This is a genomic window from Rhodococcus rhodochrous (assembly GCF_014854695.1).
GTDB lineage: Bacteria > Actinomycetota > Actinomycetes > Mycobacteriales > Mycobacteriaceae > Rhodococcus.
Window position 1 is genome coordinate 3,684,134 of the sequence record NZ_CP027557.1, and the last position, 26,163, is coordinate 3,710,296.

Annotated in this window: 25 protein-coding genes; 4 read left to right on the top strand and 21 right to left on the bottom strand. The window is 68.6% G+C overall.

The window, feature by feature from the left end:
• Positions 1-29 precede the first annotated feature (29 nt).
• The 4 genes from C6Y44_RS17140 to C6Y44_RS17155 form a co-directional block, all read right to left on the bottom strand.
• Entirely contained in the window at positions 30-1,160 is a 1,131-nt protein-coding gene (locus C6Y44_RS17140) for a ferredoxin reductase (RefSeq protein ID WP_120279851.1), read from the bottom strand.
• Between the two features lie 110 nt (positions 1,161-1,270).
• A complete protein-coding gene (locus C6Y44_RS17145) occupies positions 1,271-1,780 on the bottom strand; it encodes a DUF6912 family protein (protein ID WP_159417889.1) in 510 nt (169 codons plus the stop codon).
• Positions 1,781-1,783: 3 nt separating this feature from the next.
• On the bottom strand, positions 1,784-3,193 hold the full coding sequence (locus C6Y44_RS17150) for a WS/DGAT/MGAT family O-acyltransferase (protein WP_120279853.1): 1,410 nt from the start codon (positions 3,191-3,193) through the stop codon (positions 1,784-1,786).
• Positions 3,190-3,678 (bottom strand): HAD-IA family hydrolase, encoded by a 489-nt coding sequence (locus C6Y44_RS17155; protein WP_159419175.1) that lies wholly within the window; start codon positions 3,676-3,678, stop codon positions 3,190-3,192. Before C6Y44_RS17155 ends, C6Y44_RS17150 begins: the two co-directional genes overlap by 4 nt.
• 173 nt (positions 3,679-3,851) lie before the next feature.
• Between C6Y44_RS17155 and C6Y44_RS17160 the strand changes: the two genes are divergently transcribed.
• Positions 3,852-4,403, top strand: a complete 552-nt coding sequence (locus tag C6Y44_RS17160; protein WP_192378495.1) for an Rv3235 family protein — start codon at positions 3,852-3,854, stop codon at positions 4,401-4,403.
• A 94-nt stretch (positions 4,404-4,497) separates the two neighbouring features.
• On the opposite strand, the gene secA is transcribed toward C6Y44_RS17160, so the two are convergent.
• The 16 genes from secA to C6Y44_RS17240 form a co-directional block, all read right to left on the bottom strand.
• Positions 4,498-7,302 carry a preprotein translocase subunit SecA gene (secA, locus tag C6Y44_RS17165; protein WP_230789046.1) on the bottom strand — a complete coding sequence of 935 codons (2,805 nt, stop codon included), beginning with the start codon at positions 7,300-7,302 and terminating at the stop codon, positions 4,498-4,500.
• A gap of 184 nt (positions 7,303-7,486) precedes the next feature.
• Positions 7,487-8,155 (bottom strand): ribosome hibernation-promoting factor, HPF/YfiA family, encoded by a 669-nt coding sequence (gene hpf / locus C6Y44_RS17170; protein WP_060651341.1) that lies wholly within the window; start codon positions 8,153-8,155, stop codon positions 7,487-7,489.
• A 235-nt stretch (positions 8,156-8,390) separates the two neighbouring features.
• Complete coding sequence (locus C6Y44_RS17175) at positions 8,391-9,035, bottom strand: ComF family protein (RefSeq protein ID WP_159417885.1); 645 nt, start codon at positions 9,033-9,035, stop codon at positions 8,391-8,393.
• A 130-nt stretch (positions 9,036-9,165) separates the two neighbouring features.
• On the bottom strand, positions 9,166-10,950 hold the full coding sequence (lpqB, locus tag C6Y44_RS17180) for an MtrAB system accessory lipoprotein LpqB (RefSeq protein WP_159417884.1): 1,785 nt from the start codon (positions 10,948-10,950) through the stop codon (positions 9,166-9,168).
• Positions 10,947-12,596: an MtrAB system histidine kinase MtrB gene (mtrB, locus tag C6Y44_RS17185; RefSeq protein WP_225623585.1), complete on the bottom strand. Its 1,650-nt coding sequence runs from the start codon at positions 12,594-12,596 to the stop codon at positions 10,947-10,949. Before mtrB ends, lpqB begins: the two co-directional genes overlap by 4 nt.
• A 68-nt stretch (positions 12,597-12,664) precedes the next feature.
• Positions 12,665-13,342, bottom strand: a complete 678-nt coding sequence (mtrA, locus tag C6Y44_RS17190; RefSeq protein WP_006550216.1) for an MtrAB system response regulator MtrA — start codon at positions 13,340-13,342, stop codon at positions 12,665-12,667.
• A 5-nt stretch (positions 13,343-13,347) separates the two neighbouring features.
• Complete coding sequence (locus C6Y44_RS17195; RefSeq protein WP_006550215.1) at positions 13,348-14,013, bottom strand: dTMP kinase; 666 nt, start codon at positions 14,011-14,013, stop codon at positions 13,348-13,350.
• 31 nt (positions 14,014-14,044) lie between these two features.
• Positions 14,045-15,514: an adenosylhomocysteinase gene (gene ahcY, locus C6Y44_RS17200; protein ID WP_019288500.1), complete on the bottom strand. Its 1,470-nt coding sequence runs from the start codon at positions 15,512-15,514 to the stop codon at positions 14,045-14,047.
• Between the two features lie 126 nt (positions 15,515-15,640).
• A complete protein-coding gene (locus C6Y44_RS17205) occupies positions 15,641-16,246 on the bottom strand; it encodes a TetR/AcrR family transcriptional regulator (protein ID WP_019288501.1) in 606 nt (201 codons plus the stop codon).
• A gap of 69 nt (positions 16,247-16,315) precedes the next feature.
• Positions 16,316-16,501, bottom strand: a complete 186-nt coding sequence (locus C6Y44_RS17210; RefSeq protein WP_019288502.1) for a rubredoxin — start codon at positions 16,499-16,501, stop codon at positions 16,316-16,318.
• Positions 16,498-16,665, bottom strand: a complete 168-nt coding sequence (locus tag C6Y44_RS17215) for a rubredoxin (protein WP_174247009.1) — start codon at positions 16,663-16,665, stop codon at positions 16,498-16,500. Before C6Y44_RS17215 ends, C6Y44_RS17210 begins: the two co-directional genes overlap by 4 nt.
• A 2-nt stretch (positions 16,666-16,667) precedes the next feature.
• Positions 16,668-17,912 carry an alkane 1-monooxygenase gene (locus tag C6Y44_RS17220; protein WP_112320082.1) on the bottom strand — a complete coding sequence of 415 codons (1,245 nt, stop codon included), beginning with the start codon at positions 17,910-17,912 and terminating at the stop codon, positions 16,668-16,670.
• A gap of 235 nt (positions 17,913-18,147) precedes the next feature.
• Positions 18,148-19,425, bottom strand: a complete 1,278-nt coding sequence (manA, locus tag C6Y44_RS17225; RefSeq protein ID WP_120279861.1) for a mannose-6-phosphate isomerase, class I — start codon at positions 19,423-19,425, stop codon at positions 18,148-18,150.
• The gene (locus tag C6Y44_RS17230; protein ID WP_120279862.1) at positions 19,425-20,510 is read right to left on the bottom strand and encodes a tobH protein; all 1,086 of its coding nucleotides are present in this window, start codon (positions 20,508-20,510) and stop codon (positions 19,425-19,427) included. Before C6Y44_RS17230 ends, manA begins: the two co-directional genes overlap by 1 nt.
• 147 nt (positions 20,511-20,657) lie before the next feature.
• Positions 20,658-22,028: a phosphomannomutase/phosphoglucomutase gene (locus C6Y44_RS17235; RefSeq protein WP_024101508.1), complete on the bottom strand. Its 1,371-nt coding sequence runs from the start codon at positions 22,026-22,028 to the stop codon at positions 20,658-20,660.
• Positions 22,029-22,104: 76 nt separating this feature from the next.
• Positions 22,105-22,500 (bottom strand): DUF3499 domain-containing protein, encoded by a 396-nt coding sequence (locus C6Y44_RS17240; protein ID WP_172414905.1) that lies wholly within the window; start codon positions 22,498-22,500, stop codon positions 22,105-22,107.
• A gap of 87 nt (positions 22,501-22,587) precedes the next feature.
• Here C6Y44_RS17240 and C6Y44_RS17245 point away from each other — a divergent pair, with 87 nt between their 5' ends.
• Positions 22,588-23,082, top strand: a complete 495-nt coding sequence (locus tag C6Y44_RS17245) for a metallopeptidase family protein (protein WP_059382262.1) — start codon at positions 22,588-22,590, stop codon at positions 23,080-23,082.
• A gap of 123 nt (positions 23,083-23,205) precedes the next feature.
• On the opposite strand, the gene C6Y44_RS17250 is transcribed toward C6Y44_RS17245, so the two are convergent.
• The gene (locus C6Y44_RS17250; RefSeq protein ID WP_167388378.1) at positions 23,206-23,472 is read right to left on the bottom strand and encodes a WhiB family transcriptional regulator; all 267 of its coding nucleotides are present in this window, start codon (positions 23,470-23,472) and stop codon (positions 23,206-23,208) included.
• Between the two features lie 334 nt (positions 23,473-23,806).
• On the opposite strand from C6Y44_RS17250, the gene cofD reads away from it, so the two are divergent.
• On the top strand, positions 23,807-24,796 hold the full coding sequence (gene cofD, locus C6Y44_RS17255) for a 2-phospho-L-lactate transferase (protein ID WP_085468524.1): 990 nt from the start codon (positions 23,807-23,809) through the stop codon (positions 24,794-24,796).
• Positions 24,796-26,163, top strand: a complete 1,368-nt coding sequence (locus C6Y44_RS17260; protein WP_159417883.1) for a coenzyme F420-0:L-glutamate ligase — start codon at positions 24,796-24,798, stop codon at positions 26,161-26,163. The genes cofD and C6Y44_RS17260 overlap by 1 nt, the downstream gene beginning before the upstream one ends.

Genomic DNA, 26,163 nt, shown 5'->3' on the forward strand with positions numbered 1-26,163 from the left:
GGGATCCTTCGGAGGTTTGCTGTCGGTGTCTACACGTCCAGTGTGCAGTCGCCGGCAGCGGCGGAGATGCAGGTCTGGACGCGTTCGCCCTCTGCGTGCTCCTTGCCGGATCGCAGATCGACGACGTGCCCCTTCTCGAGCGGCACAACACAAGTCTGACAGATTCCCATCCGACAACCGAAGGGCATCAGCGCACCGACGCTCTCACCGGCCTCGAGAATCGTCGTGGCGCCGTCCACGGTGACGGTTTTGCCGGACTTCGCGAACGTGATCGTTCCGCCCGAGCCCGAGGTGTCGGCACGGCTGACGGCGAAGCGCTCGAGGTGGACCTGATCCTCGATGTCCTCCGCGGCCCAGTGCGCGGTGATGTCGTCGAGCATCTGCTGGGGACCGCACGCCCAGGTCTGACGCTCGCGCCAGTCGGGGCACACCTCGTCCAGCTCCGAGAGCGCGAACTTGCCCTTCTCACGGGTGTGACGCACGTGCACGCGGAACCGATCGTGGGTGGCGTCGAAACGCTCGAGCTCGGACCGGAACATCACGTTCTCGGCCGTCGGCGCGGAGTGGATGTGCACGACGTCGGGCAGGTCGAGTTCGCGCTCGACCGCACGCCGGTCGAGCGTCCGCAGCATCGACATGATCGGCGTGATGCCACTGCCGGCCGTGAGGAAGAGGATCTTCGCCGGCGGCGGGTCGGGCAGGACGAAATCGCCCTTCGGGGCGGCGAGGCGCACGACGGTGCCCTCGGGGACACCGCCGACGAGGTGGCTGGACAGGAAGCCCTCGGGCATCGCCTTCACGGCGATGGAGATGACCTTGTCGTCCCAGGTGGGCGAGGAGGTCAGTGAGTAGGAGCGCCAGTGCCAGCGACCGTCGATGTGCAGACCGATGCCGATGTACTGGCCGGGTGCGTATCCGAAATCGAAACCCCAGCCGGGACGGATGACGATCGTCGCGGAATCGGGGGTCTCCTGGCGCACCGACACGATTCGCCCGCGCAGTTCACGGGCGGACCACAGCGGGTTGACCAGGTGCAGGTAGTCGTCGGGGAGCAGAGGGGTGGTCAGCCGGGCCACCGCGCCACGCAGGACGTTGGAGAGCGACTTCTCTCCTGGCGCGACGTGTGCCGCAGGCTTCTCGATCCATTCCTTCAGGCCCATCCGACCGTTTCTCCTCACTCCGGTTACGGCTCCGTAGGTTATCAGAGGTTACGGAAGCGTAGGTTGCGCGAGAGACGGTCGTCACACCGATGGCGTGGCGATATGCGAGGTCAGAGCAGTTCGAGCAGGAAGGGCAGTTCCTGGGCCGCGTACCACGCCAGTTCGTGGTCCTCCGCGTCGCCGAGGACGAACTCGGCCTCCTCGTCGCCCAGTTCTGCGGCATCGACGATCTCGCGTGCCCGCGCGACGTCGGCCTCCGCCTCCTGCAGGTCGATGTGCACCGACGCGACCGCACGCATCGTGATCGGCCCGGTGAGCTTGACGACCGCATCGTCGAGATCCGGTCGCGGCTTCACCTCGTCGACGTCGGCGGCGATCACCACCCGACGGGACACGAAGGACGGGTGATCGTTCGGCTCCTCCGATCCGAGCAACCGCAGCGACGCGCGTGCCGCCTCGGCCATCGCGACCTCGGCGAGCTCCTCGTCGTCGCCCGCCGTGTAGGCCTCGCGCAGAGCGGGGGTCACCGCGAAGGCCGTCCGGCCCACCGCGTCGACCTCACTGTCGGCGACGAGGCCCTGCAACATCGCGAGCGTTGCCGGTACATAGACACGCGTCACTTCTCACCTGCCGGCATCCGTCAACTCCTCGAGAGATTCCTGGATCAGCGTCGCTGCCACGTCCACATCGGGCATCGCATCACGATCCGCATTCAAACCGTAGTAGATCTTGCCGTCGTAGGACGTCAACGCGATGCTCAGGGCCTGATTCTTCAGCAGCGGCGAGACTGGGAAGATCTCGAGCAGCCGAGCTCCGGTGAGGTAGAGCGGGTGCTGCGGCCCCGGCGCGTTGGTGATCATGAGGTTGAACATCCGCTGCGAGAAACCCATCGCGACCCGGGCTCCCACCGCGTGCATCGTCGCCGGGGCGAAGCCCGACAAGCGGACCATCGTCTGCGCCGCCACGCGTCGCCGTTGCCGCGAATAGGCCTCGCCGGCGTGCGCGATGTGCGACAGACGGACCACCGCGTTCGGCTCCCCTACCGGCAGATCCAGCAGGAAGGACGACACCTCGCCCTGCGGGTGCACCTGGATCGTGTCGTTGTCGCCGCAGTCGTCCGGATCCTGGGTGTACACCGACATCGGAACCATCGCCCGCACCACCGTCGCCTCGGTGACCGGCTCCCCGCGGGAGAGCAGCCAGTACCGCAGCGCGCCGGCGAGGACCGCGAGCACCACGTCGTTGATCGTGCAGCCGTAGCGGGAGTGGATCTTGCGGTAGGGCTCCAGATCGGAGTGCACCACGGAGAACCGGCGGCTCCTCGAGATCTGCGTGTTCAGCGGCGTCTCGGGCGCCGACTGCGCAGCCGTACGTGCGATCCGGCCCACTGCGTCGACGGTCTCGGTGAGCGTCGCCGTGAGATCGCCCACGGCCGATCGCACGGCGGCGATCCCCTCCCCCGGGCGCGCGACGAGTTCGGCGAGCGCTCCGACGAGTAGAGCGGACTCCGACGGTTCGCGTTCGGGCATCCACAATTCCTCGGGGACCTCACGCGGCACCGGCTCCTTGTCGAAGAGCACCTGGACGATGTCGAGGGCTTCCTCGCCGTCGACGAGCGCCGAATGCGACTTCGTGAACAGCGCCACCCGATCGTTCGCGAGCCCCTCGACGAGATACATCTCCCAGAGCGGTCGCGTGCGGTCGAGCGGTCGCGAGACCAGACGCGCGACGAGGTCGTGCAGCTGTTCGTCGGAGCCCGGTTTCGGCAGCGCGGAGCGTCGCACGTGGTAGGTGATGTCGAAGTCGCGGTCGTCGACCCAGACGGGTCGCGAGAGCCCGAATGCGACCTCCCGCACCTTCTTCCGGTAACGGGGCACCTCGGGCAGTCGCTGCTCGACCAACCGCAGCACGCTCTCGTAGTCGAGACCGCCCTCGGGGGGTTCGAGGATCGCGAGCGACCCGACGTGCATCGGCGTGTTGCTCGTCTCCAGGTAGTAGTACGACGCGTCCTGCGCCGTCATCCGGCTCGTCATCGACCCCGTTCCCCCTCCTGCCCCGAACCTCCCGAGCGCCGCCACCACGACTCGGTGCCGTCCACGGCTCCGATCCCGATCTCCTCGGGATCGAAATCGAAGAGTACGGCCAGTTCGCCCGGCGCGTCGTGTGAACCATCATGGTGTACGCCGACCATCCCCGCAGCGGCGGCGCCTCGCACGTTGCCGACCGAATCGTCGACGAAGACGCACTCGCCGGGTTCGAGGTCCAGCAGCCGGGCGACCAGCAGGTAGCTCTCGGGGTCGGGTTTGGCGACACGTGTGTCACCCGAGAGCACCACGCGGTCGACGAACGGGCCCTCGAGATCGCGCAGCCACTGCGCGCCGGGCCCACCGGGATCGTTGCTCAGCAGGGCGGTCCGCACCCCACGCGCGCGCAGGACCGTCACGGCCGCGCCGAAGGTGTCGGGGTCGCTTCCCGGTCCGACCAGGACGCCACCGACATCGAGTACGAGTCCTCGCATCACGACACCACCGTAGGTCCCGGACGTCCTGCTCGCGCAGCGCATCCCGCGCGCGTCGAACCGGGACCGTCGCCCGGCGATATGGCATCATGTGCGCGGTTCGTCCTCTCCCGAATCATCCGCCGTCACGGTGTCACCGTGACGATCCGTTCTCATGCCCTCCGGGAGAGTCCATGCCGCATCACACCGGGCGCTACGTGCGCCGCCTCACCCACCTCGAACCTCCTGTCGAGGTGACCTGCCACCGTCCCCGCAGCCACGTCGCCCGGCGGCCCACGCCGCACGACGGACGCTCGGGACGCGCCCCGCTCCGCCGCGACGGAACGGGACGTCCTGTCGACGGCCGGGGCACCGAAGGTCCGGCCACCGGACCGGGTGACCGGCCTGCGATCGTGCTCGATCCGGGTGTCGTGCGGGTCGCGGAGACGGCGGTGCGCCTGGTCCTCGAGGTCGTCGACGGCCGCCGTCCCGCGGTCCAGTCCACCACGGTCCTCGACCCACGTCTCGTCGCGACGATCACCGCGGCCCGGCCTCCGCGTGCCGGACGCAGCACCGCGGTGCTGTTGCGGACGCGGGTGCGTCCCGTCGACACCGACACCGTGGAACTGTTCGGCAGCTACGGCCGCGGGGACCGGGTGTTCGCCTTCGCCGGCCGGATGGTGCGCAAGCGTCCCCGTCCTCGTGCTCCGCACCGCTGGACGATCACGACCCTGTGGCTCGGGTGAGCCACAGGGTCGTGGGGTGGTCGTGAGTCTTCGACTCAGCACCGCATGTGAGTCTTCGACTCAGCACCGCATGTGAGTCTTCGACTCAGCGCGTTCAGCGCCGCCGGTTGGTCTTCGCGTCGCGCCGGGCCGCGGCACGACGCTCCTTGCGGGTGCCCGCCTGCCGAGGCGCGGAGCCCGCGTCGGAACCGGCGGTCGTACGCGCGACGTGGGCGCGGCCGTCCTCGTCGGGACCGGTGTAGGTCAGGCGCCGCTCGGTCTCGTCGAGACCCTTGGCCCGCAGCGCGGCCGGTGCGGGCTCCGCCTGCGCCGGTTGTGCCTGTTGTGCCGTCGGGGCCGGCTGTGCCGGTCGGGCGGGAGCAGCCTTGGCGAGGCTCGGGGCCGCCTGCGCGGCGGCCGCCGCAGAGGCCGGCGTGACCGCCACACCCGCGGACTGCTGCTGTTGCGCGGCCTCGACCTGGAGGTTGAACAGGAATCCGACCGATTCCTCCTTCAGGCCCTCGAGCATTGCGGTGAACATGTCGAAGCCCTCGCGCTGGTACTCGACGAGCGGATCGCGCTGCGCCATGGCGCGCAGGCCGATGCCCTCCTTGAGGTAGTCCATCTCGTAGAGGTGCTCGCGCCACTTGCGGTCGAGGACCGACAACAGCACGCGACGCTCGAGTTCGCGCATCGCATTCTCGCCGGCGATGGCCTCGAGTTCGGCCTCGCGACGTGTGTAGGCGGCGCGGGCGTCCTCGAGAAGGACCTCGAGCAGACCGTTGCGGTCGAGGTCCTCGTTCTCGGCGACGAGCGTCTTGTGGTCGACACCCACCGGGTAGAGGGTCTTGAGCGCCGTCCACAGCTGCTCGAGATCCCAGTCCTCGACGTAGCCCTCGGCAGTCGCACCGTCGACGTAGGCGGTGATCACGTCGGTGAGCATGTGCTGCACCTGACCCTCGAGGTCCTCGCCGCGCAGGATCCGGCGGCGCTCCTCGTAGATGACGGTGCGCTGCTGGTTCATCACCTCGTCGTACTTGAGGACGTTCTTGCGGATCTCGAAGTTCTGCTGCTCGACCTGCGTCTGCGCGCTCTTGATGGCCTTGGAGACCATCTTCGCCTCGATCGGCACGTCGTCGGGCAGGTTCAGCCGCGTCATGATCGACTCGAGCGCCGCACCGTTGAAGCGGCGCATCAACTCGTCGCCGAGCGAGAGGTAGAACCGCGACTCGCCCGGGTCGCCCTGACGACCGGAACGACCACGGAGCTGGTTGTCGATACGACGCGACTCGTGCCGTTCGGTGCCGAGCACGTACAGGCCACCGGCGGCCCGCACCTTCTCGGCATCGGCCTTCGACTCGGCCTTGATCCGCTCGAGGATCTCGTCCCAGGCCGCCTCGTACTCCTCCGGCGTGTTGACCGGGTCGAGGCCGCGCTTACGCAGCTCGATGTCGGCGAGGATGTCGGGGTTGCCGCCGAGCACGACGTCGGTACCGCGACCGGCCATGTTCGTCGCAACCGTCACCGCGCCGGACCGGCCGGCCTGCGCGATGATCTGCGCTTCCTGCTCGTGGAACTTCGCGTTGAGCACGCTGTGCGGAACACCGCGCTTGGTGAACTGCCGGGACAAGTATTCCGATCGCTCGACGCTCGTCGTACCGATGAGGACCGGCTGGCCCTTCTCGTGACGCTCGACGACGTCGTCGACGACGGCCGCGAACTTCGCTTCCTCGGTCTTGTAGATCAGGTCGCCCTGGTCGACGCGCACCATCGGGCGGTTGGTCGGGATCGGGATGACACCCAGGCTGTAGATCTGGTGGAGCTCGGCGGCCTCGGTCTCGGCCGTACCGGTCATGCCCGACAGCTTGTCGTACAGGCGGAAGTAGTTCTGCAGCGTGATCGTGGCGAGCGTCTGGTTCTCGGCCTTGATCTCGACGCCTTCCTTGGCCTCGATCGCCTGGTGCATGCCCTCGTTGTAGCGGCGGCCCGACAGGACGCGGCCGGTGAACTCGTCGACGATGACGACCTCGCCGTTGCGGACGATGTAGTCCTTGTCCTTGGCGTAGAGTTCCTTGGCCTTGATGGCGTTGTTGAGGTAGCTCACCAGCGGCGAGTTGGCCGCTTCGTACAGGTTGTCGATGCCGAGCTGGTCCTCGACGAACTCGACGCCGGCCTCGTGCACACCGACGGTCCGCTTGCGGATGTCGATCTCGTAGTGCAGCTCCGGCTCGAGCAGCTTGGCGATGCGCGCGAACTCGGAGTACCACTTGCTCGACGCGTCGGCGGGACCCGAGATGATCAGCGGGGTCCGGGCCTCGTCGATGAGGATCGAGTCGACCTCGTCGACGATCGCGAAGTTGTGGCCACGCTGGACGAGGTCGTCGAGCGAGTGCGTCATGTTGTCGCGCAGGTAGTCGAAGCCGAACTCGTTGTTGGTGCCGTAGGTGATGTCGGCGGAGTAGGCCGCGCGGCGCTGGGCCGGGGTCATTCCGGACAGGATCACGTCGGTCTCGAGTCCGAGGGAACGGTGCACGCGGCCCATCCACTCGGCGTCGCGCTTGGCGAGGTAGTCGTTGACCGTGACGACGTGGACGCCGTCGCCGGAGATCGCGTTGAGGTAGGCCGGCAGCACGCAGGTGAGGGTCTTGCCCTCACCGGTCTTCATCTCGGAGATGTTGCCGAAATGCAGCGCCGCGCCACCCATGATCTGGACGAGATAGTGCTTCTGGCCGAGCACACGGAAGGACGCCTCCCGGGCGGTCGCGAAGGCTTCCGGAAGCAGATCGTCGAGCGTCTCGCCGTCCTGATAGCGGCTCCGGAACTCATCCGTCTTGGCCCGGAGCTCGGCGTCGGTCAGGGCCTCGAAGTCCGGGGAGAGGGAATCGACATGCTCGGCGATGTGCTTGAGCCGCTTGACCATGCGACCTTCACCGATCCGGAGCAGCTTCGTCAGCGACAGCACTGGTGTGTTCGTCCTCAATCTCGGGTACCTGCACGGACAAGAAATCCGGCCGAGGCCTTGTCGGACCCCGGCCGGATTCCATGGTAGGCGCTGCGCGGGAGTGATCGCGATGGCGAGGTGCCTTCGGTCACTCCCGGCAGTGTCACACGAGCCTGATCAGACCGTAGTCGAAGGCGTGTCGCCGGTAGACCACGGACGGCTTGTCCGTCTCCTTGTCGTGGAACAGGTAGAAGTCGTGACCGACGAGTTCCATCTCGTAGAGGGCGTCGTCGACGGTCATCGGCTGAGCGTTGTGTTCCTTCGTCCGGACGATGCGACCGGGACCGTCCTGGGGTTCCTTCTCGCTGTCGCCGAGCGACAGGTCGGGCGAGATGGCGAGCTCGTCGTCCTGGGCGAGGGCCGCGGTGGCTTCCGCCACGGACACGGGCGTCTTCTCACCGTAGGAGACCTTGCGGCGCTCCTTCGTCCGTCGCAGGCGCGATTCGAGCTTGCTGATCACAGACTCGAAGGCAGCGTAGAAGCTGTCGGCACTGGCCTCGGCACGTACGACAGGTCCCTTTCCGCGGGCAGTGATCTCGACCCGCTGACAACTCTTCCTCTGACGCCTGTTGCGTTCGTGTTGCAACTCGACGTCGAAGATGAAGATCGTCGGATCGAAACGTTCGAGCCGAGCGAGTTTCTCGGAGACGTAGATCCGGAAGTGATCGGGGACCTCGACGTTGCGTCCTTTCACGACAACGTCGGCACGGGGGCCTTCCGTGGCGGCATCGGCCTCTGCAACGGAACCTCTGGACTTCGAAGGGGTCGTCACGCGTACCTCCCGAGTTACGGCCGGCGCAGCCCGCGCGCCGGCATGATGTATGAGCGCGAGAGCGCGCTCGCCCGGAATCGGAAGAACAGGCGTTTCCACCCGTCTACCTTGTTGTTTCCGGGTCTGATGGCGACGGTAGTACGTAACGCGGAGGTGTGCCACCGTTCCCGCGTGATTTCACATCGCGTCGCCTTCCGGTCACTCGGTGAGGTACTTTCCGGGCCCGTCCGCGGGCTCACGCGTGGGCGATCACGAGCACTCCGAGAGGGTCGAATCCGGCGCGTCGGAGTGCCTGCACCGACTCGCGCGCGGTGGTTCCGGTGGTGAGCACATCGTCGACGACGAGGACCGGGATCGTGCGCGGCAGACCGTCGGCGCGCACCCCGACACGGCCGGCGAGGTTGCGCTGCCGGTCGGCTGCCGAGAGCCCCACCGAATCACGCACCCCGGCCGCCACACTCAGGATCGGATGCACGTGGAGGCGACGGTCGTGGGTCGCGGCGGCCCGGGCGGCACGCGTGACGGGATCGCCTCCGCGTGCCCGCGCCGCACGCGCCCGGGTGGGGGCGGGCGTCACGATCAAGGGACCCTCGGGCAGCTCGCTCCATCGGCGCAGCCGCGCGATCGCGACGGCCCACGCGAGCCCGAGCGGCTCGGCGAGATCCCGACGGGCACGCTCCTTCGCGACGATCACCGCGCGGCGCCTGGGGCCGGTGTACGGGCCCAGACTCCACACCGGGATCCCGGGGTCGACGCGCGGCGCGACTGCCACGGGATGATCGGAGAGCTCGCGTGCGCACGCCCGGCACCAGCTCGCTCCGGGAGCGGCACAACCACCGCACCGGGCGGGCAGGACGAGATCGAGAAGGGCGGTGAGCACACCGGGAGTGTGCCCGAAGTCACCGACGCCCGGGCGTCACCGTCGGCACCGACGCCCGGGCGTCACCGTCGGCACCGACGCCCGGGCGTCACCATCGACACCGACGCCCGGGACGTCACCGTCGGCGCGCTCAGCCCGGGAGGACGGGGATGGCCGCCATGCCGGCCAGTCCGGGTACCTCGCGCCAGTACCGGTCGCCCGCGGGATCGCGGTTGTTGAGCTGGAAGACCGTCCGGGAATCGGCGACGAACTCGCTGGCCGTGGACGCCTCCACGGCGACCACCGGAGGGGTGAGATTGCGGCTCGGGAGTGCGTCGATGCGCGAGCCGTCCACCGCGACCTGCACGACGGGCACGTCGGCCGACGCGCGGGAGACGACGATGGTGTCGGCTGTGCTCCAGTCCAGGGCGAGCGCGGGACCGCCGAGGCCGAAGCCGATCTCGCGCGGATTGGTGAGCGAGTACTCGCCGGTCGTGGTCGGTACGATCGTTGCGACGAAGACCCGTCCGTCGATGATCAGGGCGGCGCGGACACCGTCGCGCGACAAACGTAACTCGGTGATGCGGCCCCCGAGGGCGCGGATCGCACCCGCTTCGACGCCGACCACGGTGACCCGCCCGGTGCCGGGTTCGCGCACCGCGCGCACCACCGCGGTGCCGTTGACGACGGCCCACACCGAGTTGTTGTTCGGCGACCAGGACGGCCGGGTGATCGACTCGCCGTCGACCGCGGGTTCGGCGGCGCCTTCGCTGTACGCACCGACCATCAGTTGCACGGCCGGCTCCGGTGCCGGTTTACCCGTGTTCTCGACCGCGGCGACGAGTTCCCCGTCCAGCGACAGGGCGACGGACTGCAGGTCGTCGGACATGCCGAAGAAGCTGCGGACCGGTGTCACGCCGGTCTCGGCGACGCTCACCAGCGTCCCGTCGAGCAGCGCGTGCAGACCCACCGTCACGCTCGACGCAGCGAGGGGGTTCATGGACGCCACGTCGGCGGTGGTCCAGCCGTTCGGGAACCGTTCGTCGAGGGGTTGGCCGTCGGCGAGGAGGTGGTACGGACCGCTGATGTCGGCGTTGGCGAGGGTCCAGATCACCTGCGCGGCGAGCAGTTCGCGATCCTGCCGGCCCATCGAGCCGACCCCCTGGAAGTCGATGCGGATGCCGCCGAGTCCGACGCCGACGTCGGTCGTGCGGCCGTCCGCCTTCGTCACCGAGCCGATGACGGTGACGTCCTCGAGGAGGTTCTTGACCGCGGGCGCGAGGACCTCCTTCGGCCCTTCGACGAGCAATCCGATCAGCTGCGAGGCCGTCTGTTCGGGTGTGCCCGTGATCCAGCGCGGGTCGGGGACGACGGCGTTGCCGGTCGGGTCGAGGAAGTACAGCGAGCGGCGTTGATAGGTGTTGAGGAAGCGGGGGCGGTCCATGATGACGCCGGCCGGCAACCGGTCGATGCGCCACTCCCCGTCGGCGCGGACGAGAGAGAAGCGTGCCTCGAACTCCCCGTCTGCGGGACGGTAGATGCCGCCCTCCTCGAGGTAGCCGACGGTGCTCGCCCGCACCACGTAGGTGGCGCTGTCGCCGTCGCGTTCCTCGACGAGGACGTCGACCTTGTCGACGATGGTCGCGCTCGCCGCGTCGTCCCAGGACTCGGACATCGTGGGGGTGAGGAACTGCCGGGCCGCGCGGTGGCGGTTGGTCGGATCCGTGCTCGCCTGCAGGAAGTCGCGCAGGAGCAGGTCGGGTTCGCGACCGGGTACGGGCGCGGCGACCTCGGTGGTCGCGGGGCCGCGTTCGAGGGTTCCGATGGCCTGCGGTGACGAGGAATCGGGCAGCGTGGCGCATCCCGACAGCACGAGTCCGGCCACGGTCAGGAGTACGACGAGCACGCCCGCTGCACGCGGAGTCGAGCGGCTCATGTACTGGCTCCTTCGGACGGTGTGCTCGCGGGGTCGGTCGGGGTCTCTCCCGTCGCCGGCCGCTCCGGGGTGTCGTCACCCGGCGGGGGCTTGCCCTGCACGGCCTTCGCGGCGCTGGGCACGAGAGGCAGGGGGCTGCGTCCCACCTTACGTCCGCGTTCGCGCGGGAGGGTCAGCCGGAAGCTGGCGCCTCGTCCCGGTTCGCCCCACGCTTCGAGCTTGCCGTTGTGCAGGTTGGCGTCCTCGACGCTGATGGCGAGACCGAGGCCGGTGCCGCCGGAGCGCCGGACCCGCGACGGGTCGGAGCGCCAGAACCGGTTGAAGACGAGCTTCTCCTCCCCCGGTCGCAGACCCACGCCCTGGTCGCGCACGACGAAGGCCGCGGCCGCGTCGTCGGCGCGCAAACGCAGCAGGATGGGCTTGCCCTCGCCGTGATCGATCGCGTTGGCGAGCAGGTTGCGTAGGATGCGTTCGACGCGGCGGGGATCGACGTCGGCCTCGACGGACTCGTCCGGCAGGTCGACGATCAGCTCGGTGGCGGTCTCGCGGGCGAGGTGCCGCACGGTCGAGACGGCGGCACGCGCGCACATCCGCAGATCGAGTCGTTCGGAGGCGAGTTCGGCGACGCCCGCGTCGTGCCGGCTGATCTCGAGCAGGTCGTTGAGGAGGCTCTCGAAGCGGTCGAGTTCGGCGACGAGCAGTTCGGAGGACCGCTTGAGGACGGGGTCGAGCTCGTCGCTGCCGTCGTGGATGAGGTCGGCGGCCATACGGACGGTCGTGAGCGGGGTGCGCAGTTCGTGGCTCACATCGGAGGTGAACCGTTTCTGCAGGTTGCCGTACTCCTCGAGCTGGGTGATCTGCCGAGACAGGCTCTCGGCCATCTCGTTGAACGACATCGCCAGGCGCGCCATGTCGTCCTCACCGCGGACCGGCATGCGTTCCTTGAGCCGTCCGTCGGCGAAGCGCACGGCGATCCGGGAGGCCGACCGGATGGGCAGCACGACCTGCCGCGCGACGATCATCGAGATCGCGGCCAGCAGTACGAGCAGGACCACGGCGCCGACGAGCAGTGTGCCGCGGACGAGGGCGAGGGTGCGTTCCTCACCGCCGAGCGGGAAGACGAGGTACAGCTCGAGTGTCGAGATGTCGGAGTCGGTGGGGCTGCCCATGATCAGGGCCGGCCCGGTGTAGCCGTCGGGATCGGCGACCGTCGCGAACTGGTACGCGATCTGCCCGTTCTGGACGAAGGCGCGCAGGTTCTGCGGGATCTGGTCGGCGGGTCCGCTCGAGGTGGGGGCCCGCGGACCGTCGCCGGGGACGATCAGGACGGGGTCGAAGGTTCCGGCGACGCCGGTGTCCTGTCCCCCGTCGCTGCCGCGGCTGGTGAGGATCGCCGCGGCACCGTCGAGGCGGACCGCGAGCGAGCCGGAGTCGTCGGCGCCCGCGAGTTGTCCCTCGACGAGTGCGCGCGAGCGATCCATCTCCTCGGTCGCCGCGTCGATCTTCACTTCGAGCAGTCGGTCGGTGATCTGGCTCGTGAGTACCACTCCGAGCACGAACATGACGATCAGCGACAGCGTGAGGGTCGAGGTCACGACCCGCAGCTGCAGCGATCGTCGCCAGGTGTGCGCGAGTCGGCTGCTCATCGACCGCGACCACCTCACCAGCGGCAGCGTCCTACGCGTGATACGCCGCCGAAGCCGGTAGGTTCGGATCACGGCGGTCCGGCCTTGTAGCCGACCCCCCGCACTGTGAGCACCGCCTCGGGATTCTCGGGATCCTTCTCGACCTTCGCGCGCAGACGCTGGACGTGGACGTTCACGAGCCGGGTGTCGGCGGCGTGCCGGTAGCCCCAGACCTGCTCGAGCAGGACCTCACGGGTGAACACCTGGCGCGGCTTGCGCGCGAGCGCCACGAGCAGGTCGAACTCGAGGGGCGTGAGCGAGATCGCCTCGTCGCCGCGGGTGACCTTGTGGGCGGGGACGTCGATGGTGATGTCCCCGATGGTCAGGACCTCCGCCGGTTCCTGCTCGGTGCGACGCAGCCGGGCCCGCACGCGTGCGACGAGCTCCTTCGGCTTGAACGGCTTGACGATGTAGTCGTCGGCGCCCGATTCGAGGCCGAGCACGACGTCGACGGTGTCGGACTTGGCGGTGAGCATCACGATCGGCACACCGGAATCCGCGCGGAGCACACGGCACACGTCGATGCCGTTCATGCCGGGGAGCATGAGATCGAGCAGGACGAGGTCGGGCCGGATCTCGCGCACGGCGCCCAGCGCCTGAGTGCCGTCCCCCACCACGAACGGTTCGAATCCCTCGCCGCGCAGCACGATCGTGAGCATCTCGGCCAGCGCGGTGTCGTCGTCGACTACCAGAATCCTCGGCTTCATAGCCTCTATCGTGTCACCCCTTCACCGTCGTGAAGCAGATTTGAGATGTCAACGGCGAGTTGTCGCGGGGAGGTCTGCGGGCCTGCGACCTCCCACGGAGACATCCACTGCTGCTGCGCGAGCTCGTCGTACACCTCGCCGGTGCGGTGTTGCAGGCCGGCATCGCGCTCGTAGGCGTCGCGATCGCGGTCGGCCTCGGTCGCGGCGCGGTTACGGGCACGCTCCGCGGCGAGGGCGACCGGAACGCGGAGAAGCACCTGCAGATCGGGCACCGGGAGCCCGAACCGTTCGAACTCGAGACGGCGGATCCACTCCACCGCCGGGCCGGTCGCGCCCTGGTTCCGGCGCGCCGCGGTGTACGCGGCGTTGGACGCGACGTACCGGTCGAGCAGCACGATGTCGTTGTCGGCGAGCAGCTTCCGCAGCTCGTCGGCAGCATCGCGTCGGTCGAGCGCCCACAGCAACGCCATCGCCTCGACGCTCGAGGCGGTGTCGCCGTGCTGCCCGCGCAACGCCTCCGCGCCCAGATCGGCGTGGATCGACTGCCCGTACCGCGGGAAGGCCAGCGTCGCGACCTTCCGTCCGGCCTCGCGCCAGGTCTCGACGAGACCGGCGGACAACGTCCGCTTGCCGGCCCCGTCGAGACCCTCGACGACGATCAGATCACCCATGTGCCCTGTGATTCCCGTCGAATCAACGGGATCAGTACCGGTAGTGCTCGGGCTTGTACGGGCCCTCGACGTCGACACCGATGTACTCGGCCTGCTCCTTGGTCAGCTTCGTGATCTGTCCACCGAGCGCCTCGACGTGGATCTTCGCGACCTTCTCGTCGAGGTGCTTGGGCAGGCGGTAGACCTCGTTGTCGTACTCGTCGGGCTTGGTCCACAGCTCGATCTGGGCGATCACCTGGTTGGCGAACGAGTTGCTCATCACGAAGGAGGGGTGGCCCGTGGCGTTGCCCAGGTTGAGCAGGCGGCCCTCCGACAGGACGATGATCGAATGGCCGTCGGCGAAGGTGAACTCGTCGACCTGCGGCTTGATGTTGATCCGCGTGACGTCGGCGGCCCGCTCGAGGCCGGCCATGTCGATCTCGTTGTCGAAGTGGCCGATGTTGCCGAGGATGGCCTGGTGCTTCATCGCCTTCATGTGCTCGAAGGTGATGATGTCCTTGTTGCCGGTCGCAGTGATGACGATGTCGGCCTGGCCGATGAAGTCCTCGACCGTCACGACGTCGTAGCCGTCCATCATGGCCTGCAGGGCGTTGATCGGGTCGACCTCGGTGACCGAGACGCGTGCGCCCTGGCCGCGCAGGGCCTCGGCGCAGCCCTTGCCGACGTCGCCGTAGCCGCACACGAGCGCGGCCTTGCCGCCGATGAGGACGTCGGTGCCGCGGTTGATGCCGTCGAGCAGCGAGTGCCGGGTGCCGTACTTGTTGTCGAACTTGCTCTTGGTGACCGAGTCGTTGACGTTGATCGCGGGGAACGCGAGCTCGCCGGCTGCGGAGAGCTGGTACAGGCGCAGGACGCCCGTGGTGGTCTCCTCCGTGACGCCCTTGACGGACTCGGCGACGGTGGTCCACTTCTTCGAGTCGGCCGCGAGCGAGCGGCGCAGCAGCTCGAGGAAGACCTTGTACTCGGCGGAGTCCTGCTCCTCGTCGATCGGCGGGACGACGCCGGCCTTCTCGAACTGGGCGCCCTTGAGCACGAGCATCGTGGCGTCGCCGCCGTCGTCGAGGATCATGTTGGCGGGTTCGCCGGGCCAGGTGAGCATCTGCTCGGCCGCCCACCAGTACTCCTCGAGGGTCTCGCCCTTCCAGGCGAAGACCGGGACGCCCTTGGGCTCTTCGGGGGTGCCGTGCGGGCCGACGACGACGGCCGCGGCGGCGTGGTCCTGGGTGGAGAAGATGTTGCACGACGCCCAGCGCACCTGCGCGCCGAGGGAGACGAGCGTTTCGATGAGCACAGCGGTCTGGACCGTCATGTGCAGCGAGCCGGAGATCCGTGCGCCCTTCAGCGGCTGCACTTCCGCGTACTCGCGACGCAGCGCCATCAGGCCCGGCATCTCGTGTTCGGCGAGCCGGATCTCCTTGCGCCCGAACTCGGCGAGGGACAGATCGGCGACCTTGAAATCGAGACCGTTGACCCGGTCGGCTACGAGCGTGGTGTCAGACACGTGCAGATGCCTCTTCCTGTCGGCAGACGATGTTGGTTCCAGGCTATACAACCTGCGCAAGAAGAGGCCCGGCAGATCGTCCCCCGACGGGATCCGTCCGTCGCACCTCCGTACGGCGCCCGGGCGTCAACCGCGTACGGCGGCCCGTTCGACGAACGGCACGAGCAGATCGGCGAGGTCGGCGGCGACATCACGCCCCGAGGCCGGGGGCATCGAGACGAAGCTCAGCGCGACCCGCACGACAGCGCGCGCGAGGATCCCGGCGTCGGACTCGGACGCCGCGATCCAGCTGTGGTGGAAGGTCTCCGTGAGGCGACCCGCGCCCCGTTCGAGGATGGGGGCGGCGTCGGTCGTGATCAACCGCAGCAGGTCGGGTTTGGCCTCCCCGCTCAGCAGCGACTGCACCAGGGGGTCGGCGGCGGACGCCTCGAAGAAGAAGGTGAATCCGTCCACGAGCGCGGCCCGCGCGTCGCCGACGTGGGCGTACACCGAATCGGCCACGGCGTCGACGAACTCGTCGACCAGACGCAGCGCATAGCCCTGGGCGAGCCCCTGCCGGGAGGAGAACTCCTTGTACAGGGTCTGCCGGCTGATGCCGGCAGCCCGGGCGACGTCGCTCATGGTGACGGCCGACCAGTCGCGTTCGTGCAGCAGCTCGCGCATGGCGTCGAGGATCGTCGAGCGCAGCAGCACCCGACTTGCCTCGTGGAAGGGAACCCGCGCGTTCGACATGGTGGGAACGCTCTCACGCGCGGAAGTGCTCGTCAAAGCAAGGCGGGTCGTGATCCCCCGGGCAGCGGTTCACCGGCGGACGATCTCGACCATCTCGAAGTCGGCCTTGGCGGCGCCGCAGTCCGGGCACGACCAGTCGTCGGGGATGTCCTCCCATCGGGTGCCGGGTCCGATGCCCTCGTCGGGCCACCCTTCGGCCTCGTCGTATTCGAATCCGCAGACGAGACAACGGAACAGACGGTAGTCGGTACTCACGGGGTGTGCTCCTCGAAATCGGTCTTCTCCCGGACTCCGCAGTCGGGACACGGCCAGTCGTCGGGTACGTCGGACCACGGGGTGCCGGCCGGAAAGCCCTCGCGGGGAACGCCGGCGGTCTCGTCGTACACGAACTCGCAGACGGGACAGCGGTAGGACGCCACGATCATTTTCCTTCCGCGGCAGCGGGATCCGATGCTCCGTAGCGGGCCAGGATCTTCTCGCGTCGACGCGGTTCGATATTGACGCGGGTGATGTCGCCGTCGTAGTGGTCGAGCACGCGGTGGTCCATGACCTTGCGCCACAGCGGTGGGATGTAGGCGAGGGTGATCATCGTCGCGTAGCCCGCGGGCAGTTGCGGTGAGATCTCCATGCTGCGCAGGGTCTGGTAGCGCCGCGTGGGATTGGCGTGATGGTCGCTGTGCCGCTGCAGGTGGTACAGGAAGATGTTCGTCACCAGGTGGTCGCTGTTCCAGCTGTGCGCGGGCGAGCAGCGCTCGTAGCGTCCCTTCGCCGTCTTCTGCCGCAGCAGACCGTAGTGCTCGAGATAGTTCACGACCTCGAGCAACGAGAACCCGAAGACCGCCTGGATCACGAGATACGGCGCGATCGACAGACCGAAGACGCCGAGGAGCACCGCGTACAGCACGACGGAGATCGCCCACGCGTTGAGGACGTCGTTGTGCACGCTCCACACCGGCTTGTCGAGCCGCTCGAGGCGGGCTCGTTCGAGGCGCCACGCCGACCGCAGACTGCCGACGACGCTGCGGGGCAGGAATCGCCAGAAGCTCTCCCCGAACCGGGCCGAGGCCGGGTCCTCCGGGGTGGCGACCCGCACGTGGTGGCCGCGATTGTGCTCGATGTAGAAGTGCCCGTAGAACGACGGGGCGAGCGCCCACTTCGACAGTCGCCGTTCGAATTCGACCTTCTTGTGGCCGAGCTCGTGCGCCGTGTTGATACCGATGCCCGCGACCACGCCGACCGAGATCGCGAGTCCGATCTTCGACATCACGCCGAGCCCGCCGTCGATGCCGAGCCAGGACAGGTCGCCGGCCGACCAGAGGTAGCAGGCGAAGACCAGCGACGCGAACTGGAAGGGCAAGTAGAGGTAGGTGCAGTAGCGGTAGAAGCGGTCGTTCTCGAGTTGCTCGAACAACTCGTCGGGTGGGTTCTCGCCGTCGGGCCCGACGAACAGGTCGAGCAGCGGGACGAGGACGTAGATCAGCAGGGGGCCGATCCACCACAGGATCGGGGTGACGCTCTGCAGGCCGAGTTCGTTACCGCCCCACACCAGGGCGGTGGCGACGAACAGCGCCGTCGGGGGCACCAGGCCCAGAAGCCACAGATGGCGCTTTCGGTCGCGCCACTGAAGGTCGGGTCGATCCACCGAATCCGCGGATGCCGTACTCATGTCGGGTCTCCTCATCACCGTCGATGGCGCCGGGCACGCCACCACACGGTGACGCACACCACTCATGCCTTGACTCTAGGCCGCTGTTCGTCCGAGGTCTAGACATTTGGAGGAATTTGTAAATCTCACGAAGATGCGTCCGGAAACGACGAAGGCGAGCCCGTGCGGGCTCGCCTTCGATTCGATTCCGTCCCTACCGGGACTCTGTTTCAGGACTCTGCTTCAGGACTCTGCTTCAGGACTCGTCGGTCGCCGATCCCGGTATCTCGCCGAGCCGGGCCCGGAAGACCTGGGTGTCCGCGGCACAACCGTGGACGGTCGGATTCCGGTCGCACGCCGACAACCACGCCGAGTCGCCGGGCCTCAGCGTCACCGACTCGCCGTCGCACTCGACGCGGGCATCGCCTGCGGTGCACAGCAGGATCTGTGGTCCGTCGGCACCGACCCCGAGGGCGTCGCCCGGGGCGAGATCGATGCGGGACAACGCGAACTCCGGTGCCGGGGTGCGGTAGCGGCGCTCGATCGGGCCCTGCCCCGTCCCGGTCTCCGCCGACTCCTCCGGTACGGCTTCGAGAATCGGCACCGAGGCCGCACCGAAGTCGAGCACCCGCAGCAGTTCGGGCACGTCCACATGCTTCGGGGTGAGACCACCGCGCAGCACGTTGTCGGAGTTCGCCATGATCTCGACACCCATGCCGTGCAGGTAGGCGTGCAGATTTCCCGCGTCGAGGTACAGACCCTGGCCCGGCTGCAGGGTGATGCGGTTGAGCAGCAGCGAGGCGAGCACTCCGGCGTCGCCGGGATAGAAGTCCGCCAGCTGCAGGGCCGTGCGCACCTCCGGAACGAAATCGCGTTCGCCGTTCCGTCCGGCTGCGAGATAGGTGACGCAACCGTCGAGCACACGCGGCAACAGCGCCGCGAGAGCGGGCGGGGGCAACGTGATCCAGGTGGTGAACAGTGCCCGCAGACCACTCGAATCGGGTTGGCCCGCGAGCAGTCCTACATAGGGGTCGAGTTCCGGCACGGCCAGCGCCTCGAACAGCTCCACGGTCCGTTTCGGATCGCGAAAGCCGGCCAGGGCCTCGAACCGGGTCAGAGCCACGACGAGTTCGGGCTTGTGGCTGGCGTCCTTGTAGTTGCGGACGGGCGAGTCGATCGGGATGCCGAGTGCTTCCTCACGAGCGAAGCCCTCGGCTGCCTGACCGGCGCTGGGATGCGCCTGCAGCGACAGCGGTTCCTCCGCCGCCAGCAGCTTGAGGAGGAAGGGCAGGCGGGGACCGAATGCCCCCACCGTGCGATCACCGAGGTGTCGCTGCGGATCGGCCGACAGTACGTCGAGCAGCGAGTGCTCGTCGCCGTCCGAATCCACCAGCCTGGCGGGATCGGCCGGGTGCGCACCGAGCCACAACTCGGCCTCGGGATGATGGGACGGCACATTGCGGCCACGCAGGGCGGCGATCGCGGTCCGCGATCCCCAGGCGTACGAGCGCACCGCACCTTCGAGTCGGTGCACTATCTCCCCCCTGCCAATCCGAGATATGCGGCCGCCATCTCTGTGCGGACGGTCAACACTGCCACCTGTTCCAGCACGGTCGGAACCGTGCTCGATTCGAACTCTCCGATCACGGACATCAATTCCACATCCGGAAGTGCCGCCGTCCTGCGCTGCGCCGCCGAGCGGTCGGGGTCGGTGCTGAGTACGAACACCCGTGCCGGTGCGATCGGTGCCGGTCCGTCCAGCTCCTCGTCGTGGAAGAACGGGTCGTAGTTCTCACCGCTCGCGGTGACGACGTTCGTGAGCCGGTCGCGCGCGACCAGCACGTCGCTCAGCGCCGCCGCGCCGGCAACCACACCCGCTTCCTGGAGCAGGGACTCCGACGCGTGCCGGGCGAGCACCGCAGTCGCGGCGGAATCACCCGCGAACACCACGCGGCGCGACTGCATGCGCACCGCGAGCGACTTGGCGGGATTGTGGAAGACCTCGTTCGCCGGGTGATTGCGCGCCGCTTCCTCGTCGGCCGTGTCGGCGACCTGGGCGAGCGGCGGGACACCGGTGATCCGGACGGCGCGCTGCAGCACACCGAGCACCGCACAGAACACCGCGACGTGCCGGGCGAGTACGTACCGGGTCTGGACCCGGACGCGCGGCGGCAACGACATCGCGCGACCGGCCGAGACCGCCCGCACCGGACCTTCGTCGGGGGCGTCGACGACGACCTCCGCGCTGCGACGCAGTCCGGCGTCGATGCTGCGCGCCAGCTCGGGATCGCCGGCGTCGTTCCCCGAGACCACCACGACGTCGAGCGCGCCGACCCACGGCGGGGTGGCCGGCGCGGAAACCAGGGGCACACCGGCCTGCCCACCGAACATCGCGACGACCAATTCGGCGGCCGAGCGGGCGCGGGCGTCGGTGCCGACGAAGACCACACTGCGGGGGTGCATATCGGTGAGCCGGCCGAGCAGACCTTCGTCGACCGCCGCGGCGACCGCGCGGATCTGGGCGCCGCCGAGGGCCGCGCTCCTGAGGATGCCGTCGACATCGGCGGCGAGAACACCGCCCGCATCGTCGAAGTCGAACAGCGGTGAGGGTGCCGTCACGACCGCATCACCTTCCTTCCGCCGCCGCGACCTCGGCGAGTCGGCTGACAGGGCCCGGTGGGGCCACCGACCCGAGATCGGTACTCCGCCGAACCGACACCGGCACGACCTGTACCGGCACTTCGATTATTCCCGTTGTCCCTCCGTCTACGCACGAACGACGGAAAGGATCTCCTTCACCAATGCCTCGACCTCACCGTCCGTGCGGGCCTCCACGTTGAGCCGCAGCAACGGCTCGGTGTTGGACGCGCGCAGGTTGAACCATGCGTTGTCGGGCAGGTCGACGGTGACACCGTCGAGCCGGTCGATCGACACCGCGCGGTCCTCGAACGCCGCGACGACGGCCTCGGTGCGCTCGGCGGCATCGGCGACCGTCGAGTTGATCTCGCCCGACGCCGCGTACCGGTTGTAGGAGCTCATCAGCTCGGAGAGCGGACCGTCCTGCGAGGCGAGTGCGGCGAGGACGTGCAGGGCCGCGAGCATGCCGGAGTCGGCACCCCAGAAGTCGCGGAAGTAGTAGTGCGCCGAGTGTTCCCCGCCGAAGACGGCACCGGTCTCGGCCATCTGCTGCTTGATGAACGAATGCCCGACCCGGGTGCGCACCGGCTTGCCGCCCTGCTCGGCGACGAGTTCGGGCACCACGCGCGAAGTGATGAGGTTGTGGATGATCGTCGAACCGGGTTCCTTGGCGAGTTCGCGGGCGGCGACGAGCGCCGTGACCGCGGACGGGGTGACCGGCTCGCCGCGCTCGTCGACGACGAAGCAGCGGTCGGCGTCGCCGTCGAAGGCCAGACCCACGTCGGCGCCGGACTCGACGACCAGACGCTGGAGGTCGACGAGGTTGGCGGGGTCGAGGGGGTTGGCCTCGTGGTTCGGGAAGGTGCCGTCGAGTTCGAAGTACAGGGGCACGAGATCGACGGGCAGGGCGCCGAAGACGGCGGGGACGGTGTGGCCGCCCATGCCGTTGCCGGCGTCGACCGCCACCTTCAGCGGCCGCATCTCCGCGAGATCGACCAGGCCGCGGACGAACGAGGCGTAGTCCTCGAGGACGTCCTGCTCGGTGATGCTGCCGCGCTCGCCGTCGTAGGCGGGCACACCCTCGACGAGGTCGGCGGAGATCTGTGCCAGACCGGTGTCCTGGCCGACGGGCTTGGCACCGGCACGGCAGAGCTTGATGCCGTTGTACTTCGCGGGATTGTGGCTGGCGGTGAACATGGCGCCGGGTGCGTCGAGCAGGCCCGACGCGAAGTAGAGCTGGTCGGTGGATGCGAGGCCGATCAGCACCACGTCGAGCCCCTGGGCGGTGACCCCGTCGGCGAAGGCCTGCGAGAGCGAAGGGGACGAGGCGCGCATGTCGTGCCCGATCACCACACGGTCCGCGCTGCCCTCACTGCGCAACAGGCGTGCGAACGATGCTCCGACCTCGCGGACGAACTCTTCGTCGATCTGCTCTCCGACGACTCCCCGTACGTCGTAGGCCTTGATGACTGCTGACACCGACTCGGCAGCTCTCGCCACTGTATTAGCTCCTGAACTCGACTCGTGCGATGCCGTCCTCCGCGACATCGCACTCGCTCAGCCTAGTGCGAACGGCTCAGGACGTGGGATCGGGAAGAACACGCAGGTGGCCGCGTCGGCCGGTGCGTGCGGTGGGCGGCACGACGGCCCGTTGGGGTTCCTCGGCGTCGTCGTCGCTCGAGTCGGAACGGGAACGCTCCCCCAGGCCGGCCTCGCGTACGGCCTCGGCGAGGGCGGTCAGATCGTCCTCGTCGGGGGTGGCCGACGAGAACGCTCCCTCGTATCGGACGAGTTCCCAGCCCTTGGGTGCCGTGATGCGCGAACCGTGCATCTCGCAGAGATCCCACGAGTGCGGTTCCGCGACGGTCGCCAGGGGACCGACAACGGCAGTGGAGTCCGAGTACACGTAGGTCAGCGTCGCAACAGCAGGGTTCTTGCACCCAGGCCGGCAGCATCGACGCAGTGTTCTCACGACTGGGAGCGTAGCGCGCCGGACGCGCCAGGACTATTCGGACACACCGAAAGGGTGGAGCGATTTTCGTGTCGTAGTGTCCATGGCATGGTCCGCGCACGACGTTCCCGCCCTGTGTCGTCCCGTTCCGTGGCACGCCGCGGCAGGGGAATCCGCGGTCCCCTGTTCCCGCAGAGCCTGCCCGCGTGGAAGACACGCGCCGAGAAATTCGACCTGCTCGTACTGGGGGCGTTCGCGCCGATCGACGCGCGCTGGCACGACCGCCTCACCAAGCTCGACATCGCCGTCGACGAGGTCCCGAAGATCCGGGCGCGCGACCCCGACTCGGTCAACTGGCCGGACGAGGTGGTTGCCGACGGGCCGGTGCCGCTGTCCCGGCTCGTGCCGGCGGGGATCGATCGACGAGGCGCTGCCACCCGGGCGCGGATCGTGTTGTTCCGCCGGCCTCTCGAGGTGCGCGCGAAGGATCCGGACGATCTGACGGATCTGGTGCACGACGTCCTCGTGCACCAGGTGGCCACCTATCTCGGCGTGGAGCCGGAAGTGGTGGATCCGACACTCGGTGAGGACGACGAGGACTGAAGAACCTTCCCGAAACATGACGAAGGCCGGGTTGCTCGTCCCCCACGGCCGCAACCCGACCTTCGTCGTCCGACTCGGTGTTTCACTCGGTCCCGTACTCCCCGTACCGGGCCGAACCCCTCGTCAGACTATTCCGCGCTTGAGGCGACGGCGTTCCCTCTCGGAAAGCCCGCCCCAGATACCGAACCGCTCGTCGTGGGCGAGTGCGTATTCGAGACAGTCGTCCCGGACCTCACACCCCATGCAGATGCGCTTGGCCTCTCTGGTGGAGCCACCCTTCTCGGGGAAGAATGCCTCCGGATCGGTCTGCGCACAGAGCGCACGCTCCTGCCACTGCTCCTCGCCATCCGCTGGGTCGCCGAATCCCGAGATCAAACTCAGGACGGGCACCCCGACGTCCGGGTAGTCACAGACAGCCTCGACTGCAGTATCGCTTCGAGTGAGCTCGAAGCTGTCGCGCTCGCCGGCCATTGTCCCTCCTCACCTGCAGCGCCGAATCATGACCGGGGATCAACCCGCTGCCACCCTTCGAATACTCGTTCGAATGCGGGTTCACCGCAAGGGATCTCGAATTCGATTATCGAATGACATGTATGTGATTAGACACTTCGGGTGTGTCGCGGTCAAGCGGAGCGGCGTTGTTCACATATCATCGGCCGCTTTGCCGAAACGCGTTTCGGACGGCGCGCGACCGGGTAGGCGACGCACCGCTTAGGCTTGGGCCGTGAATGTGACTGTATTGGTCGGAGGTGTCGGTGGGGCGCGTTTTCTCTCAGGTTTGCGCCGGCTTCTCGATATTTCCCCGGGCGTGGAGCCGAATCCGGACGCGGCACACCGCATCACCGCGATCGTCAACGTCGGCGACGACGTGTGGATGCACGGCCTGAGGATCTGTCCGGATCTCGACACCTGCATGTACACCCTCGGCGGTGGGATCGACACCGAACGCGGCTGGGGCCGCGCCGGTGAGACCTGGAACGCCAAGGAGGAACTCGCCGCCTACGGGGCGATCCCCGACTGGTTCGGTCTCGGCGACCGCGACATCGCCACCCACCTCATCCGGACGCAGATGCTGCGGACCGGCTATCCGCTCTCCGCGATCACCGAAGCGCTGTGCACGCGGTGGAAGCCGGGGGTGACCCTGCTGCCGGTCTCCGACGACCGCAGCGAGACCCACGTCGTCATCACCGATCCCGAGGACGGTGAACAGCGGGCCGTGCACTTCGAGGAATGGTGGGTCCGCCACCGCGCCCAGGTGCCGACCCACAGCTTCGCCCACATCGGCGCAGAAGAGGCCAAGCCGGCTCCCGGTGTGCTCGAGGCGATCGAGAACGCCGACGCCGTCGTCCTGGCTCCGTCGAACCCCGTTGTGAGCGTCGGGGCGATCCTCGCGATCCCCGGTATCCGCGGGGCGCTGCGCACCACCTCGGCGAAGGTCGTCGGCCTGTCCCCAGTCATCGACGGCAAGCCCCTGCGCGGCATGGCCGATGCGTGCCTGGACGTCATCGGAGTGGAGACCACCGCCGAGGCGGTCGGCCGGTACTACGGTGCCCGTTCGGGCACAGGCATTCTCGACGGCTGGCTCGTGCACTCGACCGACAGCGCCGAGGTGCCGGGCGTCGAGGTCCGATCCGTTCCCCTGCTCATGACCGACACCGACGCGACGGCCGAGATGGCCCGCGCCGCCCTCGACCTCGCCGGAGTGACCCTGTGATGCCGGACGCCGTCGCCGACCCCGCAGTGCGCGACCACGCGCCGGGCGGCCCGATCGAGATCCTGCCCGTCGCCGGACTTCCCGAGTTCCGGCCCGGCGACGACCTGGCCGCAGCCGTCGCTCAGGCCGCGCCGTGGCTGGCCGACGGGGACGTCCTCGTCGTCACCAGCAAGGTGGTCTCGAAGGTCGAGGGGCGGATCGTCGCCGCGCCCACCGATCCCGACGCCCGCGACGCGCTCCGCCGGCGCCTGGTGAACGAGGAAGCGGTGCGCGTGCTGGCACGCAAGGGCCGCACCCTCATCACCGAGAACAAGCTCGGCATCGTGCAGGCGGCCTCCGGCATCGACGGATCCAACGTCGACAGCGCCGAACTCGCGCTGCTGCCCGAGAACCCCGACGCGAGCGCAGCGGCACTACGCGAACGGATCGGTGCGCTGCTCGGCGTCCGGGTCGCCGTGGTGGTCACCGACACCATGGGCCGCGCCTGGCGCAACGGCCAGACCGACGCCGCGATCGGCTCGTCCGGGCTTCCCGTCCTGCACGGCTACGCCGGCTCGCACGACTCGCAAGGCAACGAACTGCAGGTGACGTCCGTGGCGGTCGCCGACGAGATCGCCGCCGCAGGCGATCTGGTCAAGGGCAAGCTCGGCGGTGTGCCCGTCGCCGTGGTGCGCGGACTCGACCTGCCCGACGACGGATCCACCGCCCGCGCCCTGATCCGCAGCGGCGAGGACGACCTGTTCTGGCTCGGCACCGAGGAGGCCCTCGAACGCGGTCGGCGCGAGGCACTGCTGCTGCGCCGGTCCGTGCGGCAGTTCGCCTCCGAACCCGTCGATCCCGAGGATCTGCGCGAGGCGGTCGCCGAGGCCCTCACCGCACCCGCACCCCATCACACCCGCCCGGTGCGGTTCGTGTGGGTGCGCACCGAGCAGGTGCGGCGCCGGCTCCTCGACCGCATGCGCGACAGGTGGGCCGAGGATCTCCACGGCGACGGACTCGACCCGGTGGCCGTCGAACGCCGACTCTCCCGCGGCGCGATCCTCTACGACGCACCCGAGGTGATCGTCCCGTTCTGGGTGCCCGACGGCGCACACCACTATCCGGATGCGCGTCGCACCGCGGCGGAGGCGACGATGTTCACCGTCGCCGCCGGCGCCGCGGTGCAGGGTCTGCTCGTGTCCCTCGCCACCCGCGGGCTCGGTAGCTGCTGGATCGGTTCGACGATCTTCGCTCCCGAGGTGGTCCGCGAGGAACTCGGGCTTCCTGCCGAGTGGTCGCCGCTCGGGGCGGTCGCCGTCGGTTACCCGCTCATCGAACCGGAGCCGCGCGAACCCGCGGACCCGGGCGACGCGCTCGTGGAGCTGTAG

Excerpts from the sequence above, each read along its gene's own strand:
- C6Y44_RS17140 (WP_120279851.1), bottom strand. The coding sequence starts at position 1,160 with ATGGGCCTGAAGGAATGGATCGAGAAGCCTGCGGCACACGTCGCGCCA.
- C6Y44_RS17150 (WP_120279853.1), bottom strand. The coding sequence starts at position 3,193 with ATGACGAGCCGGATGACGGCGCAGGACGCGTCGTACTACTACCTGGAG.
- C6Y44_RS17155 (WP_159419175.1), bottom strand. The coding sequence starts at position 3,678 with ATGCGAGGACTCGTACTCGATGTCGGTGGCGTCCTGGTCGGACCGGGA.
- C6Y44_RS17160 (WP_192378495.1), top strand. The coding sequence starts at position 3,852 with ATGCCGCATCACACCGGGCGCTACGTGCGCCGCCTCACCCACCTCGAA.
- secA (WP_230789046.1), bottom strand. The coding sequence starts at position 7,302 with ATGGTCAAGCGGCTCAAGCACATCGCCGAGCATGTCGATTCCCTCTCC.
- lpqB (WP_159417884.1), bottom strand. The coding sequence starts at position 10,950 with ATGAGCCGCTCGACTCCGCGTGCAGCGGGCGTGCTCGTCGTACTCCTG.
- mtrB (WP_225623585.1), bottom strand. The coding sequence starts at position 12,596 with ATGAGCAGCCGACTCGCGCACACCTGGCGACGATCGCTGCAGCTGCGG.
- mtrA (WP_006550216.1), bottom strand. The coding sequence starts at position 13,342 with ATGAAGCCGAGGATTCTGGTAGTCGACGACGACACCGCGCTGGCCGAG.
- C6Y44_RS17195 (WP_006550215.1), bottom strand. The coding sequence starts at position 14,013 with ATGGGTGATCTGATCGTCGTCGAGGGTCTCGACGGGGCCGGCAAGCGG.
- C6Y44_RS17205 (WP_019288501.1), bottom strand. The coding sequence starts at position 16,246 with ATGTCGAACGCGCGGGTTCCCTTCCACGAGGCAAGTCGGGTGCTGCTG.
- C6Y44_RS17220 (WP_112320082.1), bottom strand. The coding sequence starts at position 17,912 with ATGAGTACGGCATCCGCGGATTCGGTGGATCGACCCGACCTTCAGTGG.
- C6Y44_RS17245 (WP_059382262.1), top strand. The coding sequence starts at position 22,588 with ATGGTCCGCGCACGACGTTCCCGCCCTGTGTCGTCCCGTTCCGTGGCA.
- C6Y44_RS17260 (WP_159417883.1), top strand. The coding sequence starts at position 24,796 with ATGCCGGACGCCGTCGCCGACCCCGCAGTGCGCGACCACGCGCCGGGC.